We start from the raw sequence: 20,179 nt of genomic DNA, 5'->3' as shown, positions 1-20,179 counted from the left end.
CCCTATGAAAAGATGCTAAAAATCTTTTTAAATAATCCTTGTACCCCTTGTCCCTTATTATTACTACTCCCTGATAATCTTAATGCCACTTTTCTTAAATCTACAGCAGCTTCACAGTTTGGATAATTAATAACAAAAGGTCTCTGCTCTCTAACAGATTGAATAAGTCTTCTATCCTCTGAAATATTCCCAAGATGTTCTAACTTCATGTCTAAAAATCTTTCAGAAGCATTCTTAAACTTGTTAAATGTAACTTCTCCTTCTTTATCATTCAGAACTCTATTTATAATAACTTGTGCTGATGATTTTATATTAAAGTGATTTACAGCTTTAATTAAACTGTATGCATCAGTAAGAGATGTAGGCTCCGGAGTTGTTACAACTATTAATTCTTCACAGCATTGTATAAATCCTAATACTGTTCTATTTATACCTGCTCCAGTATCCATAAGTATATAATCAAATCCTTTTAATGATGCTAATTTATTCAAAAATTCGCTTCTCTTTAGCTCATCTATTTCATCAATTTTATTTATTCCTGAACCACCAGGTAATAACTTTACTCCATGAGGACCTTCTATTATTACTTCATGCATTTCCTTATTCTGAAATATAATATCATATACATTATATCTAGGTAAAAATCCCATCAAAACATCATCATTGCCCATACCTACATCAGCATCAAAAATCAGTACTGACTTTCCCATTTGCTGAAGAGTAATTCCTAAATTTACAACAAAATTACTTTTACCAACTCCACCCTTTCCAGAGGTTACAGTAATGATTTTAGCTTTATCTCCATCATTATCTATATTTAATTCTGATTCTCTAGCTAATTGTCTGAGCCTTTGAGCTTGATCTAACATATTATTTCCTCTCCTAAAATAAGGTCAATAACTTCATCTACATTAATTTTTCTAAAATCATCTGGTACATTTTGACCAGTGGTTACAAAGCTCAGCGGCTTACCAGCACATTGTAATATATTTAGGATAGAACCATAAGTTGTAGTTTCGTCTAGTTTAGTTATTATAACGCTATTAAAGTTTAATGTATTGTATCCTTGCACAATTGAGCTAATATCTTTATCTTTCGTTGTAGCACTTATAACAAGATGTATATTATTTGTACTAATCTTTTGTATAAAAGAATTAAGTTCAGCAATCTGCATCACATTCTTACTACTTCTTCCTGTTGTATCAATTAATATAACATCACAATCCTTCATGCTTTCAAGAGCTGACTCCATCTCTTTTACAGAAAATACACTCTTAAAAGGAATGTTCATTATATCAGCATAAGTATTTAATTGCTCTATTGCTCCTATTCTATAGGTATCTATTGTAATAAGTCCTACTCTCTTTCTTTCAATGAGTGCAAGTCTACCAGCCATTTTAGCAATAGTTGTAGTTTTGCCTACTCCTGTAGGTCCTGCTAAAACTATAACTCCTTCCATTTTAATATCCGCTAATGAAATCATGTCCTCAATAGCCCTCTTAATCTTTTCATCTTCACTTAAGTTTTCCTCTATAACATTAGCTCTAGATATAATTGTTTTTATTAATTCCTCATTTAAATCATTTTTTTCCAAATTCAACTCTATTTCGCTTTTATGAGATATATTTTCATTTGAACTATTATTTATTTTTAAAATCATTTCCTTCATTTCTTGCATTTCCTTAAAAAGATCATTATTAGATGATTCTCTTGATTTTAAAAGATTTTCAAAGCTATTTTCTTCTTTATCTTTTATTGGAACCTTTGTTTCCATAGCCTTTTTTATCGCATCTATACTACTTTGCATATCTGTTTCTATACTAGCTTTATTATTATCTATAGCCGCCGTAACTTCCATTACTTTTGGCGAAAAAATACCTCTAAAACCAGGTTTCTTAATTTTTCTTTGACTTATTATAACTGCATCTTTCCCTAATTCATATCTTATTCTGTTCATGGCCTCATTCATGTTATTAACTATATATTTCTTAATAATCATTTATAAGTTACAACTCCTTCAGTTCTTATTTCTACATCATTTGGTATTTCATTTAATGAAATTATGTTCAAATTAGAAAATACCATTTCAGTAAGTCTTCTAAATGCAGGTCTGATTTTAGGAGAAACTAATATAACAGGCTGATTTTCATAAAAATGAACAGTGTCTAAAACATTCTTTATAGAATCGAATATTCTACTTGTAGTTTCAGGATCCACAGCTGGGAAAGATCCTTGCATTGATTTTTGAATGTTATTACCAATTAACTCTTCTAAATCTGGGTCAAGTATTGCTACTGTAATCATTCTATTCTCATTAATTAATGGATTACATATTGTTCTTGCAAGAGAAAACCTAACATACTCTGTAAGAAGTTCAATATCTTTAGTAGTTCTAGAGTTATCTGCAAGAGATTCTAGTATAGTAACCATATCTTTTATAGATATTTTTTCTTTTAAAAGATTTTGTAGAACTTTTTGAACTTCTCCTATTGTCATCAAATCTGGAATTAGTTCTTCTACAACTGTACTGTACTTCTCTTTTACTGTGTCTATAATTATCTTAGTTTCCTGTCTTCCAAGTAGCTCATAAGAATGTGCCTTTATTGTTTCAGTTAAATGAGTTACCATAACAGTTGTAGGATCTACAACTGTTAAACCTTTAATCTCTGCTTCTTCTCTTTGATCATTGTTTATCCAAATAGCTGGAAGCCCAAAGGTTGGCTCTATAGTCCTAATTCCTTGAAGTCCTATTTCATCACCACTAGGGTCCATACATAGAAGCATATTAGGCATTAATTCTCCTTTAACTATAATAGTTCCTCTTATTTTAATTACATACTCATTAGTCTTAAGTTGAAGATTATCTCTTATTCTAATAGGTTGAACAATTATTCCCATTTCAATTGCACATTGTCTCCTTACAGATGCAATTCTCTGAAGCAAATCTCCTCCTGAGGCTTCATCAGCAAGTGGTATAATTCCATATCCTATTTCTATATCCATTGGTTCAACTGCAATTAAACTAGTAACATTTTCAGGCTCTCTTTTTTCTGTTTCACTAATTTCTTGTTGCTCAGTTTCTATTTGCATAATAACCTGTTCCTTTTCTTCTTTGTACATAAAATAAGAACTTATCCCTGTAGCTACTGACAAAACAAGAAAAACTGGAATTGGCATTCCTGGAATAAACATAAAGAATAGAAGTACAGCTGATGCAATTGCTAAAACCTTTGGAAATCCAGTTAACTGTCCTAAAAGTACATTACCAAAATTATCTTTTGTTGCAGATCTTGTTACTAATATACCAGATGCAGTTGATATTAATAGTGATGGTATTTGAGCTACTAGTCCATCTCCAATAGTAAGTCTTACGTAGGTGGTTACAGCCTCTCCTGCTGGCATACCCTCCATAACTACACCTATTATAATACCCGCTATTACATTTATAATAGTTACTATAATACCAGCTATAGCATCTCCTTTTACAAACTTGGATGCACCATCCATAGCTCCATAAAATCCAGCTTCTTCTTGAATCTTAGAACGTCTTTCTCTAGCTTCAATTTCTGTTATAAGTCCTGCATTTAAATCTGCATCTATACTCATTTGCTTTCCTGGCATAGCATCTAGTGTAAATCTAGCTGAAACTTCTGATACTCTACCTGAACCATTAGTAATAACAACAAATTGTATAATAGTTATAATTAAAAATATAATAACTCCAACTACATAATTTCCACCTACAACGAAGTTACCAAAGGTTTCTATAATATCTCCTGCATTATGGTCTGTTAATATAAGTCTTGTAGATGAAATATTAAGTCCTAATCTAAAAAGTGTTGTTATTAAAAGCAATGTTGGAAATACAGAAAATTGAAGAACCTCTGTAGTAAACATTGTAAGGAGCATAATTACTATTGCTATTGTTATATTAAGTGCAAGGAACATATCTAGTACTATTGTTGGCATTGGAATAATAATCATAAGAACTATCCCAATAACACCAAAAGCAACTATCATATCCGTATAGCTTCTTATATTTAGTCTTCTTCCGTTTTCCAAAGCACTCACCCTCTACTTTCTCTTTTTCATTTTGTATACAAGAGCTAAAATCTCTGCCACTGCTTGATACATTTCCGATGGAATTTCATCCTCTATATCAACCTTATCAAACATTAGTCTTGCTAATGGTTTATTCTCAATAATAGGTATCTCATGTTCTTTTGCAATTTCTTTGATTTTTATTGCTACATACCCACTTCCTTTAGCTACAAGAGTAGGTGCATTACTTTTTCCAGATTCATATTTTAGCGCTATAGCTATGTGAGTTGGATTGGTTATAATAACTGATGCATTTGGAACATTTTGCATCATTCTTCCCGTAGCCATCTCTCTTTGTCTTTGTTTGATTTTACCTTTTACCTGAGGATCTCCTTCCATTTGTTTATATTCTTCTTTAATTTCTTGCTTTGTCATCCTCATATCTTTTTTAAATTGATACTTTTGATAAATAAAATCAACCAATGCTATAGTTCCAATTACTAAGGTTATTCTAAGAAATATACTAGTTATCAATTCAAAAATTGTACTAACTATCACCGAAAATCTTAAATTACTTATCACTAGAACTTGTCTAAAATTATTTTTTAAAAAAGAATATCCCACAGAAGCAACAATAATTATTACTGATATGTTTTTTACTAGATCAACTAGACTTCTTAGTGAAAATATCTTTTTAAATCCACTTATTGGATTTAACTTAGAAAAATCAGGTTTAAGTGGTTCTGTTGAATTAATATATCCAGTCTGCATAATACTTCCTCCTATACCCAGAATCATTATAGGAATAGCAAGCGGAAGAACCACAATAGCCACTCTCCAAAGTATAGTAACTATTATTCCCTGTAAAGTACTATCATTTAATTGAATATTTAGATATACTCCAAAAAACTCAACAATATTAGATGCAAATGAATTTGCTGCAGTTTTACCTAAAGTTATTAAAATAATGGTCGAAGTTAATAGTGTTATAGCTGAACCAATTTCTTTACTTTTTGCAACTTGTCCCTTTTTCTTTGCTTCACTTAGTTTGTGATGAGTTGGATCTTCTGTTTTATCATCTGAAGAAAATATAATTACTAGAGGTAATAGCTTATATAGTTGCCTTATACTAGCTGGTATATTATTAAAAGCTACACCTATAATCTCGTAAAAAAATGGTAAAGATAGTGATATTACACTTAAACCTAACAATATCTTTATTGGAAGACCCAGAATCATCACATTTAACTGTGGTACAGTTTTAGCTACTAGTCCTAATGTTAAATCTGTTAATATAATAATCAATACAATTGGTATTGCAATTCTCAAACCTAATTCAAAATAATTAATAAAAACTTCAACTATGTGCATTGCACTATTTTGAGATATTATAAATCTACCTAGACTTACTGTATTAAAACTTTCAACCAAGGCTTTAATCAAAACATGATGTGCATCAACAATAAAAAATATAACTAAACTAAACCAATATAGAAGTCTTTCCATAAAGGTAACATTACTATTAGCATTTGGATCAAACATAGAAAGCATAGATAAACCGATATTCATATCTATTAGAGACCCTGCAATTCTTATGCAATCAAAGCATATACTTGTTATAAAACCTAAGGTAAGACCTGTAGTAAATTCACTTACAGCATATATAATTAATTGAAAATTGTTATTTATATTATTTAAATTTCCGTAACCTAAACCGGGCGCAATAATATAAGCTAAAATTACAGTAAACATAACTTTTAAAATTGGTGGAGTTCCCTTCGGAAAAAATACGGGTACAACAAGAATAAATGCAAATAATCTTAAAGATATTAGAATAATTGCAGTAAAAAATCCCAATTCAATCAATTTAATCCCACCTAATGCGTTATATTTGCAATAATTTGAAAAATTCTTTCTGTAAATCCTACAACGGTATGAGTCATAAATTTAGCTGCTACTAGTCCCACTAATCCAACTGCTATAAGTTTAGGTACAAAAGTCAACGTTTGTTCTTGAATTTGAGTTGTAGCTTGAAATATACTTATTACTAAACCTACAACTATAGAAACAATTAAAATAGGAGCTGATGTAAGAATTCCAGTATAAATAGCATCTTTTAATATTCCAATTACCATATCTTCACTCATCTATATCACCTCACTAAAATCCCATTACTAATGATTTTACAAGTAAGTACCATCCATCTACCATAACAAATAATAAAAGCTTGAAAGGAAGGGATATCATAACAGGTGGTAACATAAACATCCCCATGGACATCAGCACACTTGCTACTACAATATCAACTATCAAAAATGGTATATAAACTAGAAATCCTATCTTAAAAGCTGTGTTCATCTCACTAATAATAAATGAAGGTATAACGATATGCATAGGAACATTATCTTTAGTTATTGTTGTCTTATCTACTTTTGCTATATCTAAAAACAAACCTAGATCCTTTTCTCTTGTTTGCCTTAACATAAACTGTCTTATGGGAGCTGCTGCTTTTTCTATAGCCTGTTCTTGATTAATAGTATTTTTTAAAAATGGTTGTATAGCTTCTTTATTTATTGTAGTATAGGTTGGTGCCATTATAAATATAGTTAAAAATAGAACTAGTCCAACTAAAACTTGATTAGGAGGAGCCTGCTGCGTTCCAATAGCAGTTCTCACAAATCCAAAAACTACAATAAGTCTTGTAAAACTAGTCATCATAACTAAAAATGAAGGCAATAATGAAAGTATCGTTAACATAATTAACAATTTAATATTGTCCACATAATCTTTAGGTGTTTGGGATTGGTCTACAGATATATTAATATTCGGAATAGGTATAGTCTCAGGTGCTGCATAAGCTCTAATACCATGTAGTAGCAAAATGCTAAACAGCACTAAAAACACTAAAGTAATTTTCTTTTTTCTCATAGTTTATCTTCCTTAACTTTTTTTAGTTTTATTATTAAATCCTTTATACTTTCGTATTGGGGTATAGTTTTTGTAGTTTCAATATTAGCTAGTTCTTCTTGTGGAATCTCCATGTGTATTTCTACTCTTCCTTGAACTGTGGAAACTAAATATCCTTTTTCTCCAATTTTAATTACAAGTAAACTATTTTCCTTAGATAAGGATAATCTATCAACTACCTTCATATATCTACCATTTTGTATAGTTTGAAGCTTTGTTCCTCCATACTTTAAGAATGAATATATGAGAAATATAATAAAAGGTAAAAAAACTACAATTTTTATGAACATTTCAATTGTTTCTTTTGCTCCCAATTTTCATCTTCCTTACTGTTCTTGAACTATTATTTCATAGAAATAAATATCTTCTATTTTTCCCTTAGTTAGCAATGTATTTATTTTATCCTTAATTTCTTTTTTTAATTGAGCATCCTTTGTTCCATCAAAATCTTCTGTTTTTTTACTTCTAAGAATAGCATTAACAGCATCTCTCATCATTGGTTTTTTTTCTTCTAGTTCAGCTGGTAATTCTTTATGGTCTTTTGATTCGCCATCATAACCAATATATATTTTAGTTTTCAAAAACCCACTAGACTTATCTGATTTTAAATTTACTAAAAAATCCTCCCCTAAAGAAAAACTTTTAGGATTTAGCACTTTGTCAGTTTTAATTACAGTAGTGGTTGTTGGCTTCATTTTAGTAGCAACAAAATATCCCCCAAAGACACCACCACCAAGTAGTACTGCAACTAATAAAATAATAATAAGAATTTTAAATAAATTTCCTTTTAATCCTTCTTTATCTTTAACTGCTTTTTTCTGCTTGTCAGCCATATTAATTCTTCTCCTTTACACCTGCACTTGCTGTAATTAGTATATTAACTCTTCTATTTTTTGCTCTATTAATATAAGTATCATTTGATGCTATAGGTCTGTATTCCCCATATCCAGCTGCTTCAAATCTTATAGGATTCATACCCTTAGTTTGCACAAAGTACTTTAATACATTAACTGCTCTTTGAGTAGATAATTCCCAGTTGCTTGGAAATTTATAGGTACTTATAGGCACATTATCTGTATGTCCCTCAACAATTATATTATTAGGGAATGAAGAAATTAATACTCCAATTTTATCTAGAATCGCTTTACTAGGCTCTTTAATGTCAGCTTTTCCAATATCAAAAAGTATATTATCTTTAAGCTCCATAATAATGCCTCTACTATCTCTTTTAATTTCAACTGTATCCTCTAAGTTATTTGTATCAATAAAATTTTTAACTTTTGAAAACATTTCTTCTTGTGGACCACCTGCTTGAGGTCCTAAATCTTGAGGAGGGCCAACAATTGGAACCTGTCCTGCTGAATTAAAATCAAGTATAGATGTTGCATCTTGTCCAGTTAAAACTGATTGCATAGCTGAGGACATTTGTTGAAACTTTACAGCATCAACAGTTGAATATGAGTAAAGTAAAACGAAAAAGGTTAATATTAATGTTATAGTATCAGCATAGGTTGCAAGCCATGCCTCACCATTAACTTCTCCTCCGCTATTTTTCTTTTTTCTAGACATCTGCTCCCACCTCACCTGCAGCCTGTATAGTATAGTATTTATTCTTATCTGTAGGATTTAAGTATGATACTAGCTTTTCCTCAACAATTCTTGGATTAACACCAGATTGAATTGCAAGTATTCCTTCTACCATCATTTCTCTAATAGTAGCTTCTCTGCTACTTTTATAACTCAAATTTCCAGCCATAGGATTCATAAACATGCTGGCTATTAAAGAACCATAGAATGTGGTAATTAATGCTTTACTCATACCAGGTCCAAGACTTGATGGATCATTTAAGTTTGCAAGCATTTGTATTAATCCTATAAGAGTTCCGAGCATACCGAAAGCTGGAGCATATGCTGCCCATGCTTTTAACATATCAGCTGCATCCTTATGTCTCTTTTCCATCTCACCTATTTCAAGCTCAAGTATTTCTCTTATAGTTTCAGGCTCAATACCATCAACAACCATTTGAAGTCCTTTCTTTAAGAAAGGGTCTTCCACTTTATCAATATCTTCTTCAAGAGAAAGTAATCCTTCTCTTCTTGCCTTTTTAGATAATTCTGCAAACTCATTAATAATATCTAGACCTGCCATGCTTGTTTCTTTGAATGTCTGTACTATTACCTTTACCATTCTTTTAAATTCTACTACAGGATAGTTGATTAAAAGAGTACTAAAGGATCCTCCTACAGTTATCGCTAGAGATGCGGGATCAATAAACATCATAATACTTCCACCGCCACTCAGCATACCGAAAACCACAAGTCCAACCCCAGCTAAGAGTCCTACAAAAGTTAGCATATCTTGTCTTTTCATTATAAATTGCCTCCTATAACCCCAATAAGTAAATCTTTCTTTTGTACTCTATTACCCTATCAATAACCTCTGTTGGTGTCTCTAGCACAATGTACTTTTTCCCATTGGTTAATGTAATCAACGTTTCTGGAACCTGTTCCATTTTTTCAATATGATCAGCATTTAAATACATCTGCTTATTATTTAAACCAATTAAACTTATCATAAGTCAAAACCACCTTTTTATAAGTTGCTAATTCCTAGTCACTAATCTCTACTCATTTTAGCCATCAGCGACTAGGAATTAACGATTATTTTTAATGTCTACCTCTTTAGATTAATAATATCTTGAAGAATTTCATCTCCAGTTGTTATCATTTTACCAGCTGCTTGAAAAGCTCTTGTTGTTACTATCATATCTGTAAATTGTTCTGATAAATCAACGTTTGACATTTCAAGCATACCTTGAAGAATTTCACCATATCCATCGCTGTTATCTGAGTCTTTTGGTCCACCAATTCCACTTCTTACAATAGGTTCACCTGAGTTTGCAGTATTTTGATAAAGATTTTTACCTAACTTTTTAAGTCCACCTTCATTTTTAAAAGAAGTCATTGCTATTTGTCCAAGAGCACTAACACTTCCATCATCTAAAACTGCTTTAATTATTCCATCTTTCTCCATTGAGAAGCTTCTAATTTTTTTATCTTTTTCTGCGCTCAAAGTGAATGCCCATGTATACTTATCTTCTGTACCAGGTTGTATATTAGTGTCTGGTTCTGATATATTAATTTGTGTAAAATCTATACCTTCATTTGTTCCTGCTGTAGTGCTAACTTCCCCTTCTCTTGATACATATATAGGTGTAGATCCATCCGCTTCTTGAATATCTTTTCCACCTGCAAAAATTCTCCATGTTCCTGTTGTTGGATCCGTGGCATCTTTTACCCACTTAATTTCTATGTTTACATCAGTATTTGATACAAATTTATTACTATTAGTATCTATATTTATAGGAATTAAATCATTTGTACCATCAATCATCTTAGTATTTCCTGTTCCTGTATAATCCATATTAACTGGCAATATAGGTGGAGTAGCAGTATCATCAGCAATTGCTATATTTGACGGTTTTACATGTACACTATCTGGTATTCTCAATGGCACTAAAATTCCTGTTGAAATTAGCCCATTCTTACTATCTGAATCAATAAAATTTACTGTTCCATTCTCGTCATAATCTACGCTATTTGTAGCAGCATTTGGTCCCCCTTGCTCTTTTAATGCATATCCCATCACTCTGTATCCATCAGAAGTTAAAAGATTTCCTGAGTAATCTAAAGTAAATGCTCCATCTCTTGTATAATTCATTTCAAGATTTCCGCCACTCATAGAATGTTCTGCTGGATTAACTGTAATGCCTTCCGCATTAGATCCCGGTATTACTCCTTTAGCTACTAAAAAATAGCCTGTTCCATCTATAGCTGCATCAAGATTTCTACTTGTAGGTTGCATCATACCTTGTGTTACAACTGTATCTATACCTGCAACTTGTACTCCAAGACCTACTTGTCTTGCATTTACTCCTCCAGTATTTCTTCCTGGCCCTAAAGCTTCAGATACATTTTGACTTAACATATCTTGAAATCTAACTCTTGAGCCTTTAAATGCTGTAGTTCCAACGTTAGCTATATTATTACCAGTTACATCAAGCTTTGTTTGATTAACTTTCATTCCACTAATTCCAGAATATAATGATCTTAACATTTTACTACCCCCAATTTTTTTATCCGTTTCTGTCGTTCAACGGAGCTTGGCTTCCTTTCGGTCCAGCCTATAACATAACTACACTATCAATATTAGTAAATACATTTTCTTTGTTCTCATTTTTATCTACTGCAGTTATTATTGTTCTGTTTTTTATACTTGCAACTAGAGCAACATCCTTATATATAATCAGAGAATCTTTTGAGCCTTTTTCACTTGCTATGTTTATTCCTTTATTGATATTATTTATATCTATTTCATTAAACTCTATGTTTCTATCCTGCAACCTTTTTGCTGCATGATTTGATATAGTGAAATTAGCTTTAGCGTTCATTTTATCTTTAAGTATATTCTCAAAGATATCACTCTTTTTATTTACACTTTGTTGTATCTTATTATTCACCTGTGGAAAATCCCCTACAGGATAAAAGTTCCCATTTATAATTCTATATCCCATTTACATCACCTATTAATTCTAACTATTCTTCACCTTAGTAATTTCGCTGTAGAAAAATTCTTTTTCTGTACCGTCATCTAGAGCTACTTTCATCTTTATACCTTCAGATATTTTATATACTTCTAATACTTTTCCCGAATAAGTTTGTTTGTCTTCCGCAGATGTCAATTCAACAGATTTATTCATTAATCCTGAAGCTGCCATAAAACTCATATTAGAATTTAAGTAGTTCATACTTTCAGTTATATAAGTAAGAGATTGAGATTTATCGTCTGGCAAATCAAGCACGTCTGAGAGGTCTTTATGTGCAAACTCTTTTTCCTCATATCCTATAACTTCATCACCTTTATACTTAGCTACATTTACCGTTAATTTAATTGTATCTCCTTGTTTATTAACATTTGTAACTATTCCTCCATATTGCTTACCATAATCATCAAAGGCATTTAATGCTACAACTTTTCCCACCAATGTACTTGCTGAGTTAAAGCTCATTGTGCTATTCAAATTAGCCATTTGTTCAAGACTTGCAAATTGAGCTAATTGACTTACATATGCAGTGGAATCCTTAGTATTTGAAGGATCTTGATTTGTAAGCTCAGCTGTAAGAATTCTTAGAAAGGCATTCTTGTCCATCTCTTGGCCTTTTTTTACTATTCTCGTGCCTTTCTCAGTTGCACTTTGTGTTGCTAAAATTGGATCTACCATTTACCTTCCTCCTATACAAAAGCATTTACACTACCATCTTCAAAAATAGATACATCATTTACTTCTTCTTCAATATCTAATTTTGAAATACCTGTCCTACTACCATTTCTGCTTCCAGAATGTTTATTTTGTTCTTTACTATTTTCTCTACTGAAAAATGTTGTATCTTCATTATAAATATTAATTGTAACATTCTGAATTTTTATCTCTTCATTTCCTATTAACTTATTTATATCTTGAAGATTTGAGTTAAGTAAATTATAAGCTTCTTTATTATTAGCAGTAATACTTGCCTTCATTAAACCATTTTGCATAGTTAGCTTAATTACAATTTCTCCAAGTTCCCTTGGCATTAGCTTTACTGTCATCTCTTTCATATCATTTTGCTCCATAAATTTTACAGATTTAATAATATCATGGATAAATGTATTTTTATTTATAGTTACAGCCTGTCCTACTTCACTTATATTGCTTGTGTCTATAGCTTTATTAAAGGTACTCATAAAATTAACTAACTTATCTACTTTATTTGTAATATCATTTTTATTTCCAGCTACTAAATCCTTAAGAAATTTATCTTCACTGTTACTTTCTTTTGAAAAATCTTTACTATTATTACTTGTAACTTGTAATTTATTAACTATATTATCTTGTAAATTTACAGTTATATTGCTATTTAATTCATTAGTGAAATCATCTGTTTGTTTATTCAGATTATTCTCTTGCAATTTATTCTTAATATTATTCATAATCTGTTCTTGCATACCTATAGAGGATGGTTTTTCCAAAGCCTTATTAATTGCTTCACTCATTAATAGTTCAAAAGACTTATTTTCTTGTGAATTTTCTAATAGCATATTTTTAATAATTTGTGTTAAATCACTAGAAATCTTTTCTTGTAGTTCTTCTAAAGTACCTTGATCTAAACTAAACTTTCCTTCAATCCCTTCAAGTCCAATATTTGTTAACTCTAGAGATAATTTCTCTAGTTGTCCTTCTCCTTGCACTGCTTTTTCAGCAAATTCTTCAAAAGATATTTTCCCTTGTAGTAATTGTTGAAGTAACAGCATCAAGTCATTTTCTTGGTTATTTGCTTGAACTTTCTTATCATCAGAACTAGTTATCTCTTTATCTGTATTCTCTGATTTACTAGTTTCACTCCTTTTTGAGTATGGTATGTTTTCTTTTAATTTAGATTTTTCAATATTAGAAGTATCTTCTCTATTATTTTTATTGTCATACTTAGAAGTCTTATCTAATACTTGTTTGAAATTACTCTCAACACTACTTTTGTTTTTTAAAGTATTAGAATAATTATTAGTTTTGTTTCTAACTTCTAGACTATTAAGCTCCTTACTACTTACAGGAATATTAGGCACACCATTATTCAAAATCTTACCTCCTTTCATATTATTTTTTTAGATTTCTTATAAATGCATAAAGAGCAAATTCATCATTGGCTTTTTGTTCTATTTGATTTTGCTCTTTAATATAAGCTTGTTTTTGATTCTCTTTTAAAATTTCCACTGTTTTTCTCTCTATTTGTCTTTGCTTTAATTCTTCTCTTTTAATCTCTAATTCATTTGTTTTCTCAGTAAGTTCTACTTTGGTTTCATTTATATTAAAATGAAGTGCATTGCAATAATTTTGTCTTATTTTCCTCTCAAGCATACTGCAACTAACATCTACTTTAGAATATTTATCGTACCCTTCTGTTAAAGTATTTAATTTTTCTTCAACTTGATTTTTTGAATTCTGAGCTTCAGTAAATACTCGCTTACTTTCTTCTTCTTTATCATATCTAATATCTAGAACTTTCTCTAATCTAAATTTAAAACCTTCCATAATTAATCCTCATCTATCTAAACATATTTTTTAATGCAACTATACTAGTATTAAAATCAATATGCTCATCAACACTTTGTTTTAAATATTTATTTATCTCATCAATATACTTAATAGAAAGATCCACCTTTTTACTACTACCCTTTGCATAAGCTCCTATATTTATAAGATCTTCTGAATTATTATAAGTTGCCATCATATCTCTTGCAAAGGATGCAGCTGCTTTATGATCATCATCTGCAATTTCTGCCATAAGTCTACTTACACTATTTAAAACATCTATAGCTGGATAGTGATTTTTGGCGGCTAAACTTCTTGATAATACTATATGCCCATCCAGTATACCTCTAACCGCATCAGCTATTGGCTCATTAAAATCGTCTCCATCTACAAGAACAGTATAAAAAGCTGTTATAGAGCCTTTATCAGACATTCCAGACCTTTCCATAAGTCTAGGTAGCATTGCGAATACTGATGGAGTATATCCTTTAGTGGCTGGTGGTTCCCCGATTGCAAGTCCAATTTCTCTTTGTGCCATAGCAAATCTAGTTACAGAATCCATCATAAGAATAACCTTCTTACCTTTATCTCTAAAATATTCCGCTATAGCTGTTGCTGTAAAGGCTCCTTTAATTCTAACAAGGGCTGGTTGATCTGAGGTGGCACAAACTATTATTGACTTTTTCAATCCTTCTTCACCTAGGTCTCTTTCAATAAAATCTAGTACTTCTCTCCCTCTTTCTCCTATAAGAGAAATAACATTTACATCAGCCTTAGCTTCTCTTGCTATCATCCCAAGAGTAGTACTCTTTCCAACACCACTTCCTGCAAATATACCTATTCTTTGTCCTTCTCCGCAAGTAAGAAATGCATCTATAGCTCTTACCCCTGTAGGTAATACATCTATTATTCTTCTTCTTTTTAAAGGGTCGGGTGGTGAAGTATCCAGTGGGTAATCTGCCTTTCCCCTAACTGCACCTCCACGAAGTGGTCTTCCAAGTCCATCTAGTACTTTTCCAAACAACTCTTCAGAACAACTTATACTTAAAGGTCTCTTAGTAGGTATAACTCTACATCCTGGAGATATTCCACTTAATTCCCCTAGTGGCATAAGTATTACATTATCTTCTTTAAAACCTACCACTTCACAGTCTATAGGATGGTTCTTTTCATTATATATTGTACATACTTCGCCTACAAATGCCTTTATTCCTTCTACTTCTATGGTTAAACCTATAACTTGTTTAACCATGCCTTCAATATATCTAAAATCATATTCCTGAACCTTTTCTTTTAGCATCCCAAAATCTAATGAAAGTTCCAAAGCCTCACCAACTTTCAAATTATAATAAAGCTACCCTAACTATTTAATGAAATAATTTCTTTAACTTTTTCTATTGCATCATTAATACTAACTGTAATTTTACCATTATTTTTTTGAATAATTGTTGCTCCCTCTTCCATTTCATCGTCAGCTACTACAAAAACTTCTCCCTGAAATATATATTGTTGTCTCCAGTTATCTATACTCTCTTTTAAATGCTGTACATAATTGCTTCTTGTCTTTACTACTATTGTTTTTGATTTTGAAGCTATTTCCATAGCATCTAGTACCATATTTGTAATGGCATCTTTATCTTTAACTTCCCTCTTTAATACACATTTTGCAATTGATGTAATTAATCCTTTTACTTCTTCCTTTTTTGTTTCTAAATATTTTAAATACTGGTCATTGCTGTCTAGCAAAAGATTTTCTGCTCTAGTAACTATTCCCTGAGCATCTAGTTGTGCTTTTTTTACCATATTATCGTAATATACACTACCTTCCTTAGAACCTTTTTCATAACCAGCATTATATCCTTCTGCCATTCCTTTTTCGTAAGCTTCTTGTTCTAGCTTTCTAGCATCTTCATATGCCGTAGCTAACATTTCATCACTTTTTCTTCTAGCATTTTCAAGCATTGTTCTTGCAAGAACCTCATAGCTTTCTATGAAATCTTTAGCATTTTTTTCTCCTAACTCTTTTTTATCTTTATTATTAGAAGATGTGTTTACCAGATCAGTATTTATTTCAACATTACCATTTGTTACAACACTATTGCTCTTTATTACTCTATACGACGATAGCATCTTCTCCACCTCTTGAAATAATTATTTCTCCAGCATCTTCAAGTCTTCTTATTATGCTAACAATTTTTTGTTGAGCTTTTTCAACATCCATAAGTCTTACAGGACCTAGGAATTCTATATCTTCTTTTAATGAAGCAGCAGCTCTCTTTGATTGATTTTTAAATATAACATTTGCCACACTTTCTGAGCAACCTTTAAGGGCAAGAGCAAGATCTTTTGATTCCACTTCTCTAAGCACTCTTTGTATAGATACATCGTCTAAAGAAACAACGTCTTCGAATACAAACATTGATTGTTTGATTTTTTCTGCAAGTTCTGGATCTTCTCTCTCCAAACCTTCTGTAATATTTTTTTCCGTAGTTCTATCCACCTGATTTAAAATATCAACAAGTGTTTCTACTCCACCTATAGTAGTCATATCTGTTCTAACAACTGAAGACAACTTAGTGTTTAGTACCTTTTCTATTTCCTTAATAACCATCGGTGAAGTATTATCCATAGATGCTACTCTATATGCAACCTCAGTTTGTATATCTTCAGAAAGTTCTGATAGTATTTGTGCACCTTTATCTGGTTGAAGGTAACATAAAATAAGTGCAATTGTCTGTGGATGCTCATTTGATATTACATTTAACAATTGATGAGCATCTGCTTTTCTAGCAATAGCAAAAGGCCTATATTGTTGAGTAGCTTCACTAACTTTTTCCAAAATTTCTTTAGCTCTTTGAGCGCCTAGTGCTTTACCAAGTAAGTTTCTTGCATACTCAAATCCACCTTCTAAAATATAATCCTTTGCCTTATTCATTTCTACAAATTCTTCTAAGATGCCTGTCCTTTGTTCTTGCTTTACCGATGTAATGTTAGCAATCTCATAGGTTATTTTTTGAATTTCTGCATCTGATAACTTTTTTATAATCCCTGAAGCTGCCTCTGGTCCTAGAGTTATAAATAGAATGGCTGCTTTTTGAACACCTGTTAACTTATTATCTTTTGCCATTCACATCACCCCTCATCTTCTGTCATCCAAGCCTTAATAATTTCAGCTACTTGATCTGGTTTCTCAGTGGCATATTTCTTAATTTCTTTTTCTATGTGAGTCTTTTCACTTTCATGTTCAAAATCAAGAGGCGAGAATACTTCTTTTGGAGCTACATTATCTCCGATTATCATATCAATACCTGGTTGAATTTCTTCTTCATTTTGCATTCTATTTTTCTTTGCTTTTCTTAATGCCCTAAGAATAATAAATAGTAATAGTAATGCAGCAACTCCAGCGCCTATGTATGAATACATAAGTTTCTTCCTATTTGCTTCTTCCTCTTGTGCAAGTCTAGCAGCTTCTTCAGCAGCTACATTATCATTTCCATTAGTAAATCTTGTTCCTTCAATACTAATAATGTCTCCTCTAGCTTGGCTATATCCTATAGCAGCAGAAACTAAATTATTTATTCTTGCCTTTTCTTCCTCAGTAATTTCTTCATTATTAACAACTACTGAAGCTGAAACCTTCTTTATCTTTCCTGGAGCAGATACAGTTGTCTCTACCATTTCTCCTATCTCATAGTTTCTAGTTTCTTTTTCTTTACTAGTTTCTACATTACCACCATTAACAGGAGTGGTATTTCCCATATTATTATCTACAGGACCCGCAGCTGTATTTCCTCCCGCTGTGTTTGAGGTTTCCTTTGTTATATCTTCACTTCTTACTACACTTTTTGGATCAAAGGTAGTTGAAGTTTTTTCATTAGCATCAAAATCAGCATCTACAGCTACTGTTGCCTTAACACCACTTCCATACTTAGGAGATAATACTGTTAAAATCTTTTTCTCAAACTCTTTCTCTAATTCTTTTTTGTGGGCTTGTTGCTTATCCATAGCCGAAGAAAATTCACCATTTTCTTTATTACCTAACTTTTCAGTCAATTCTGAAGTTCTTCCATTTATGACTCCAATAACTTTTACATCTTCTCTTGCGAGATTTTTAACACTACCTGTTAATAAGGAGACTATAGCCTCTATCTGCTCATTTGTAATATTTTTACCTACATTAAATTCTAACGTAACAGATGCCTTTGATTTTTCTGCCTCTCTGAAAAAGTTGCTATCCTCTTGCATAACTAAAAGAACCTTTGCACTTTTAACTTCTGGAAAAGATTCTATATTTCTTGCTAGTTCTCCCTCAAGTGCCATTTTATATTTTAAACTTCGTTCCTTATCTGTCATTCCAAAAGCACTGCTATCCTCTAATATTTCATATCCTTTATTCCCACCTGGAAGTATTGGAGCAAGCTCCATTCTCAGTTCTGCAATTTTTTCTTCTGGGACACTTATAGCATTGTTACTTACCTTAAATTCAATCTTCTTCTCATTTAACTTAGCTAATACTACTTGTGAATTATTTGGATCCATATCAGAGTACAATACCCCAAATTTCGTAGTATTAAAAAATACTATCATATATATAATTCCAAAAACTATTCCTACAGTAAGTACAGAGAAGGCTATTTTTCTTCCCTTACTAAGACCTTTAAGTTTTTCAAATAACTTACCTAATCTTTCCTTAATCTTGTCCATTTATCTAGCACTCCTAACTATACTTGCATTCTAGTGATTTCTTGGTATGCCTCCACAAGTTTATTCCTCATTTGTACTGCAAGTTGGAGAGTAAGCTTTGCTTCTTCTGTTTTTATCATGACTTCATGGATGTCTGTATCTTCGCCTTTAATAAAGCTTTCTGTTGTTACTTCTGCTTCTACTTGTTTATCATTAACTTCATCTAATTTGTTCTTTAATATATCAGAAAATCCTAATGGAGTACTTTTTTCTTCATTATTTACTTTACTTTTATTATCTTTAGTACCTATACTTTCTAAATTAGAATATATATATCTACTTGGTATAAATTCATTCATTTTCATCGTTATAACTCCTATCTACCTATTTCTAATGCTTTCATAAACATACTTTTTTCTGAATTTATTGCAGTTACATTTGCTTCATAGGCACGAGTGGCTGCAATCATATCTGCCATTTCATTTAATATATTAACATTTGGCATTAACACATATCCTTCAGGATCTGAATCTGGGTGTGATGGATCATATACTCTTCTTAGCTCGGAATTATCTTCTTCAATACCTACTGCCTTTACTCCCATTAACTTTTCCTTTGTAGAACTTGTATTTTTATTAATTTCACTAATTAAATTCTCCTCAAAAACAGCTATTTTCCTTCTATATGGTTGTCCATTTTCTCCTCTTGTTGTTGAAACATTTGCTATATTAGAAGCTATTGTATCCATTCTTAATCTTTCAGCTGTCAAACCACTGGAGCTTATTCTCATTGAACTAAAAGCACTCATACTATCTTCCTCCTGATATTATATATTTTTTTAAGGACATTCGTGAATTAAGTTCAGTAATTAGTGCGTTATATTTTAATGTATTAGCCGCAAGATTTGTCATTTCGTTATCTATATCTACATTGTTACCATCTTTTCTCATACTGGTTGCTTCGTCACGTTTTACTTCTACTTCTCCATATTCTACTTTATTTGATATATGTTTTGCATTTGTAGTACTAAGTTCAATTCTCCCCCTAATTTCTTGTAAATTTTCTTCAAAGGTTACATAATGCTTTTTATATTCCTTAGTATTCACATTTGCAATATTATTCGCTATAATTCTTCCTCTTTCCACGGAAGCATTCAATGACTTTTTTAATAATGAATATATTTTTTCATTATTAGACATATTATGTATATTCAAAACATCAACTCCTACATATATATTAGTTATAAATTTACAAATTTTTCCCTAAGTAAAACATATTTGTACGTAAACATTTTTTTTTGATGTGGTTCAACAAATATTCTTTATTAACTTTTTATAAACACATTCTATTAATACCATTAT

General features: G+C 31.2%; 23 protein-coding genes. All 23 read right to left on the bottom strand.

Annotated features, from left to right (window positions below; genetic code table 11):
* Positions 1-2: 2 nt before the first annotated feature.
* Positions 3-869, bottom strand: a complete 867-nt coding sequence (locus ACX0KU_RS12545) for a MinD/ParA family protein (RefSeq protein WP_472990305.1) — start codon at positions 867-869, stop codon at positions 3-5.
* Positions 863-1,999: a flagellar biosynthesis protein FlhF gene (flhF, locus tag ACX0KU_RS12540; protein ID WP_472990303.1), complete on the bottom strand. Its 1,137-nt coding sequence runs from the start codon at positions 1,997-1,999 to the stop codon at positions 863-865. The genes ACX0KU_RS12545 and flhF overlap by 7 nt, the downstream gene beginning before the upstream one ends.
* Positions 1,996-4,020, bottom strand: coding sequence for a flagellar biosynthesis protein FlhA (gene flhA / locus ACX0KU_RS12535; RefSeq protein ID WP_472992448.1), 2,025 nt, complete (start codon positions 4,018-4,020; stop codon positions 1,996-1,998). Before flhA ends, flhF begins: the two co-directional genes overlap by 4 nt.
* A gap of 54 nt (positions 4,021-4,074) precedes the next feature.
* Positions 4,075-5,907, bottom strand: a complete 1,833-nt coding sequence (locus tag ACX0KU_RS12530) for a fused FliR family export protein/FlhB family type III secretion system protein (RefSeq protein ID WP_472990301.1) — start codon at positions 5,905-5,907, stop codon at positions 4,075-4,077.
* A gap of 11 nt (positions 5,908-5,918) precedes the next feature.
* Positions 5,919-6,188: a flagellar biosynthesis protein FliQ gene (gene fliQ / locus ACX0KU_RS12525; RefSeq protein WP_472990300.1), complete on the bottom strand. Its 270-nt coding sequence runs from the start codon at positions 6,186-6,188 to the stop codon at positions 5,919-5,921.
* A gap of 13 nt (positions 6,189-6,201) precedes the next feature.
* Positions 6,202-6,969 (bottom strand): flagellar type III secretion system pore protein FliP, encoded by a 768-nt coding sequence (gene fliP / locus ACX0KU_RS12520; protein WP_472990299.1) that lies wholly within the window; start codon positions 6,967-6,969, stop codon positions 6,202-6,204.
* On the bottom strand, positions 6,966-7,322 hold the full coding sequence (locus tag ACX0KU_RS12515; protein ID WP_472990298.1) for a flagellar biosynthetic protein FliO: 357 nt from the start codon (positions 7,320-7,322) through the stop codon (positions 6,966-6,968). The genes fliP and ACX0KU_RS12515 overlap by 4 nt, the downstream gene beginning before the upstream one ends.
* Before the next feature lie 12 nt (positions 7,323-7,334).
* Positions 7,335-7,841: a flagellar basal body-associated FliL family protein gene (locus ACX0KU_RS12510; protein ID WP_472990297.1), complete on the bottom strand. Its 507-nt coding sequence runs from the start codon at positions 7,839-7,841 to the stop codon at positions 7,335-7,337.
* Position 7,842: 1 nt separating this feature from the next.
* Positions 7,843-8,577, bottom strand: a complete 735-nt coding sequence (locus ACX0KU_RS12505; protein WP_472990296.1) for a flagellar motor protein MotB — start codon at positions 8,575-8,577, stop codon at positions 7,843-7,845.
* A complete protein-coding gene (locus ACX0KU_RS12500) occupies positions 8,570-9,379 on the bottom strand; it encodes a motility protein A (RefSeq protein ID WP_472990294.1) in 810 nt (269 codons plus the stop codon). The genes ACX0KU_RS12505 and ACX0KU_RS12500 overlap by 8 nt, the downstream gene beginning before the upstream one ends.
* A 13-nt stretch (positions 9,380-9,392) precedes the next feature.
* On the bottom strand, positions 9,393-9,584 hold the full coding sequence (locus ACX0KU_RS12495; protein WP_472990293.1) for a flagellar FlbD family protein: 192 nt from the start codon (positions 9,582-9,584) through the stop codon (positions 9,393-9,395).
* A gap of 98 nt (positions 9,585-9,682) precedes the next feature.
* Positions 9,683-11,125, bottom strand: a complete 1,443-nt coding sequence (locus ACX0KU_RS12490; RefSeq protein WP_472990292.1) for a flagellar hook protein FlgE — start codon at positions 11,123-11,125, stop codon at positions 9,683-9,685.
* 67 nt (positions 11,126-11,192) lie between these two features.
* A complete protein-coding gene (locus ACX0KU_RS12485) occupies positions 11,193-11,582 on the bottom strand; it encodes a TIGR02530 family flagellar biosynthesis protein (protein ID WP_472990291.1) in 390 nt (129 codons plus the stop codon).
* Between the two features lie 18 nt (positions 11,583-11,600).
* The gene (locus ACX0KU_RS12480) at positions 11,601-12,290 is read right to left on the bottom strand and encodes a flagellar hook capping FlgD N-terminal domain-containing protein (protein ID WP_472990290.1); all 690 of its coding nucleotides are present in this window, start codon (positions 12,288-12,290) and stop codon (positions 11,601-11,603) included.
* Between the two features lie 11 nt (positions 12,291-12,301).
* Positions 12,302-13,681: a flagellar hook-length control protein FliK gene (locus ACX0KU_RS12475; RefSeq protein WP_472990289.1), complete on the bottom strand. Its 1,380-nt coding sequence runs from the start codon at positions 13,679-13,681 to the stop codon at positions 12,302-12,304.
* Positions 13,682-13,700: 19 nt separating this feature from the next.
* Positions 13,701-14,135, bottom strand: a complete 435-nt coding sequence (gene fliJ / locus ACX0KU_RS12470; protein WP_472990288.1) for a flagellar export protein FliJ — start codon at positions 14,133-14,135, stop codon at positions 13,701-13,703.
* A 13-nt stretch (positions 14,136-14,148) separates the two neighbouring features.
* A complete protein-coding gene (fliI, locus tag ACX0KU_RS12465) occupies positions 14,149-15,435 on the bottom strand; it encodes a flagellar protein export ATPase FliI (RefSeq protein WP_472992447.1) in 1,287 nt (428 codons plus the stop codon).
* A 59-nt stretch (positions 15,436-15,494) separates the two neighbouring features.
* Positions 15,495-16,265 carry a FliH/SctL family protein gene (locus ACX0KU_RS12460; RefSeq protein ID WP_472992446.1) on the bottom strand — a complete coding sequence of 257 codons (771 nt, stop codon included), beginning with the start codon at positions 16,263-16,265 and terminating at the stop codon, positions 15,495-15,497.
* The gene (fliG, locus tag ACX0KU_RS12455; protein WP_472990286.1) at positions 16,249-17,262 is read right to left on the bottom strand and encodes a flagellar motor switch protein FliG; all 1,014 of its coding nucleotides are present in this window, start codon (positions 17,260-17,262) and stop codon (positions 16,249-16,251) included. The genes ACX0KU_RS12460 and fliG overlap by 17 nt, the downstream gene beginning before the upstream one ends.
* A gap of 5 nt (positions 17,263-17,267) precedes the next feature.
* Positions 17,268-18,839 (bottom strand): flagellar basal-body MS-ring/collar protein FliF, encoded by a 1,572-nt coding sequence (fliF, locus tag ACX0KU_RS12450; RefSeq protein WP_472990284.1) that lies wholly within the window; start codon positions 18,837-18,839, stop codon positions 17,268-17,270.
* 17 nt (positions 18,840-18,856) lie between these two features.
* Positions 18,857-19,183 carry a flagellar hook-basal body complex protein FliE gene (fliE, locus tag ACX0KU_RS12445; protein WP_472990282.1) on the bottom strand — a complete coding sequence of 109 codons (327 nt, stop codon included), beginning with the start codon at positions 19,181-19,183 and terminating at the stop codon, positions 18,857-18,859.
* 11 nt (positions 19,184-19,194) lie between these two features.
* Positions 19,195-19,626, bottom strand: a complete 432-nt coding sequence (flgC, locus tag ACX0KU_RS12440; protein ID WP_472990280.1) for a flagellar basal body rod protein FlgC — start codon at positions 19,624-19,626, stop codon at positions 19,195-19,197.
* A 1-nt stretch (position 19,627) separates the two neighbouring features.
* Positions 19,628-20,032, bottom strand: a complete 405-nt coding sequence (gene flgB, locus ACX0KU_RS12435; RefSeq protein ID WP_472990278.1) for a flagellar basal body rod protein FlgB — start codon at positions 20,030-20,032, stop codon at positions 19,628-19,630.
* Between the last annotated feature and the right edge of the window lie 147 nt (positions 20,033-20,179).

It is taken from the genome of Clostridium sp. X, from assembly GCF_055755365.1.
Note: the sequence above shows the minus strand (reverse complement) of the source record. Positions and strands in the feature narration are given on the sequence as shown.

Coding starts and splice junctions, on each gene's coding strand:
- ACX0KU_RS12495 (WP_472990293.1), bottom strand. CDS start 9,584: ATGATAAGTTTAATTGGTTTAAATAATAAGCAGATGTATTTAAATGCT.
- ACX0KU_RS12490 (WP_472990292.1), bottom strand. CDS start 11,125: ATGTTAAGATCATTATATTCTGGAATTAGTGGAATGAAAGTTAATCAA.
- ACX0KU_RS12480 (WP_472990290.1), bottom strand. CDS start 12,290: ATGGTAGATCCAATTTTAGCAACACAAAGTGCAACTGAGAAAGGCACG.
- fliQ (WP_472990300.1), bottom strand. CDS start 6,188: ATGAGTGAAGATATGGTAATTGGAATATTAAAAGATGCTATTTATACT.
- flgC (WP_472990280.1), bottom strand. CDS start 19,626: ATGAGTGCTTTTAGTTCAATGAGAATAAGCTCCAGTGGTTTGACAGCT.
- flhF (WP_472990303.1), bottom strand. CDS start 1,999: ATGATTATTAAGAAATATATAGTTAATAACATGAATGAGGCCATGAAC.
- fliE (WP_472990282.1), bottom strand. CDS start 19,183: ATGAAAATGAATGAATTTATACCAAGTAGATATATATATTCTAATTTA.
- fliJ (WP_472990288.1), bottom strand. CDS start 14,135: ATGGAAGGTTTTAAATTTAGATTAGAGAAAGTTCTAGATATTAGATAT.
- fliP (WP_472990299.1), bottom strand. CDS start 6,969: ATGAGAAAAAAGAAAATTACTTTAGTGTTTTTAGTGCTGTTTAGCATT.
- ACX0KU_RS12510 (WP_472990297.1), bottom strand. CDS start 7,841: ATGGCTGACAAGCAGAAAAAAGCAGTTAAAGATAAAGAAGGATTAAAA.
- fliI (WP_472992447.1), bottom strand. CDS start 15,435: ATGCTAAAAGAAAAGGTTCAGGAATATGATTTTAGATATATTGAAGGC.
- ACX0KU_RS12500 (WP_472990294.1), bottom strand. CDS start 9,379: ATGAAAAGACAAGATATGCTAACTTTTGTAGGACTCTTAGCTGGGGTT.
- flhA (WP_472992448.1), bottom strand. CDS start 4,020: ATGATAGTTGCTTTTGGTGTTATTGGGATAGTTCTTATGATTATTATT.
- fliG (WP_472990286.1), bottom strand. CDS start 17,262: ATGGCAAAAGATAATAAGTTAACAGGTGTTCAAAAAGCAGCCATTCTA.
- ACX0KU_RS12545 (WP_472990305.1), bottom strand. CDS start 869: ATGTTAGATCAAGCTCAAAGGCTCAGACAATTAGCTAGAGAATCAGAA.
- ACX0KU_RS12460 (WP_472992446.1), bottom strand. CDS start 16,265: ATGCTATCGTCGTATAGAGTAATAAAGAGCAATAGTGTTGTAACAAAT.
- fliF (WP_472990284.1), bottom strand. CDS start 18,839: ATGGACAAGATTAAGGAAAGATTAGGTAAGTTATTTGAAAAACTTAAA.
- ACX0KU_RS12505 (WP_472990296.1), bottom strand. CDS start 8,577: ATGTCTAGAAAAAAGAAAAATAGCGGAGGAGAAGTTAATGGTGAGGCA.
- ACX0KU_RS12485 (WP_472990291.1), bottom strand. CDS start 11,582: ATGGGATATAGAATTATAAATGGGAACTTTTATCCTGTAGGGGATTTT.